The sequence below is a fragment of the Sutterella wadsworthensis genome (assembly GCF_003315195.1).
In the GTDB taxonomy this organism is placed as follows: Bacteria; Pseudomonadota; Gammaproteobacteria; order Burkholderiales; family Burkholderiaceae_F; genus Sutterella; species Sutterella wadsworthensis.
In genome coordinates, this window is sequence record NZ_QNRV01000065.1 from 1 (window position 1) to 1,992 (window position 1,992).

1 protein-coding gene is annotated in these 1,992 nt (G+C 55.2%); it reads right to left on the bottom strand.

Annotated elements, in window-relative coordinates; genetic code table 11:
- Positions 1-165 precede the first annotated feature (165 nt).
- Positions 166-1,902: an aryl-sulfate sulfotransferase gene (locus DES29_RS12265; protein WP_236578924.1), complete on the bottom strand. Its 1,737-nt coding sequence runs from the start codon at positions 1,900-1,902 to the stop codon at positions 166-168.
- Positions 1,903-1,992 lie beyond the last annotated feature (90 nt).

Here is a 1,992-nt window from a genome sequence, read left to right on the forward strand (position 1 = left end):
CTCCTCGACTCTGCCGAGTTGCTAGTCCTTCCCGCGACCGGGCGGACAGTGGACTTTCACCACACAATCACACGTGCGCTGCCGGGCGCACAAAATAATGAGAGCCGCAGCACAGACGTACTGCGGCTCTCAGCGCTTTATTGCCTAGAGCGGATCAAACCCAGGTTAGTTGTCCGTGAAGGCCTTCTTCACGCTGATCGGGAAGGCTTGATAACCGAAGACATCGGTAAACTTCAGCGCAACTGCCGGCTGAGTTTCACCCCAACGGTACTCATAGAGATACGGATGCGGCGAGGTGGCTGCTGCGGCCGTTCCCTTCTTCTTCTGGAAGCTCAATCCAGCCGTCGAATAGAAGACCGTCACAGAATTCTTGTCGGCCTCATAGCCGCAGAGTCCAGTCACCGGACTGTAGTACTCGTGTCCGAGATCTTTGCCCACTTCCCAGATCTGTTCGACCGTCATCTTCTTCTGATCGATCTTATAGATCACGCCGCGCGTGTATTTATCTTCGGCCAATGCGGGCTGCTCCATGCCGCGGGCATCACCGTTATCGAATACCGTAATGTAGACCGTGTCTTTGTCGGACTTTTCGTCAATACGCCAGGCCGTATGCTGCGTCCAGCTCCAGTCGAAGCTACCTTCGCACTTGCTGCCTTCGCACTTAATGGGCTTGCCGTCCTTATCCACCGGCGTCAGGACTTTATCAGCCCAGCCTTCGCGCCAGCCTTCGGGAGAAGAAAGAATCCATTTAACCTTCTTGTCGCGGCCGATCTTGATAACGGCAGACTGGTGACGCGACGAAATGATGATGGAATCGTCAGTCGGATCGTAGTCAACCGAATTGACATGCGCCCAGTTGCGGCCCGGTCCCACGCCGGCGACGTCACCGAAGACGCCTTCCTGCTCCTGTTTGGCAAGATCTTCGGCCGAAAGGGTCTGGCCGGCCTTGGAAGCGTCAATATTGAGGCATACCGCACCCTGATCGAGCGCCTTAATGACGTTGGAACGATACGGGTCGAGAATTTCAGCCAGACGCCAATCATCGACCACGCCGCCATTCGGGTCAATTTCAACGATCACGTCACGCACCGTGTGAACGCGCTTATTGTCGGCGCGGCGGTAGTCGAACGCTGCGACGCGAAGGAGACTGTTGCCGTTCTGGGCGTTGTCAAACGAATGGCTGAAGTCGCTGTAGCCCGAGGGGAGACGGCGATTGAAGATCTCGCGTCCCATGAGGTCGTATTTGACATACCGCTGACCGAAGCCCCAGGTGAGCGCACCGTCTTTGGTCTGCTGGAAGCCCATAAAGTAGCCCGAGTACCACGGGTTTTCCGGATCGCCAATCAGCGTATCAAAGAGCCACCAGCGAACTTCGCCGGCCGTATCGATGATGCCGACATTCGAGTTGTAAGCCCATTCCAGCGCACCGCCCGAGGGATTATTCCAGGTGAAGCGGGCGCCCTGCGGCGCAACGCTGTTCAACTGTGCGTCAACGAGGTAAAGACGGTCTGCAAATTCCGGATCTACCTTCTGAACTTCGACCGTAAAGGGACGCCGCTGATTAGGCATGCCGTTTGAACGGGTATAAATGGACGGCGCATAGAACTGATAGCGGTCTGTGAACTTCTCAGCCTTGCCCTGGAAGGTTCGCGTATAGCTCACTTCCACCGTGTTGAGGTAGTCCTGATACAGACCGAACACCGGAACGCCTGCATGCGTTTTAAGCTGGCGTTTGGAGACTTTGTATTCGATCGTGCGGCCGTTGGGTTTCGGCAGAATTTTGACGGTGACGTCATCGAGCTTATAACCGCCGTCGCGGATCACGGCCGTCAAAGGCGCAACGTTATAGGGATTAACAATGACTTCGCCGATATGACCTTGGACGGGATAAGTAACGCCCAAACTCCCGGAGACTAGCTCCGGGAGGTCCTGATCTGACGCAAAGTCGGCCTATTTATTCTTCCTAATCCATTGTTTTTATTTAATAAAAAC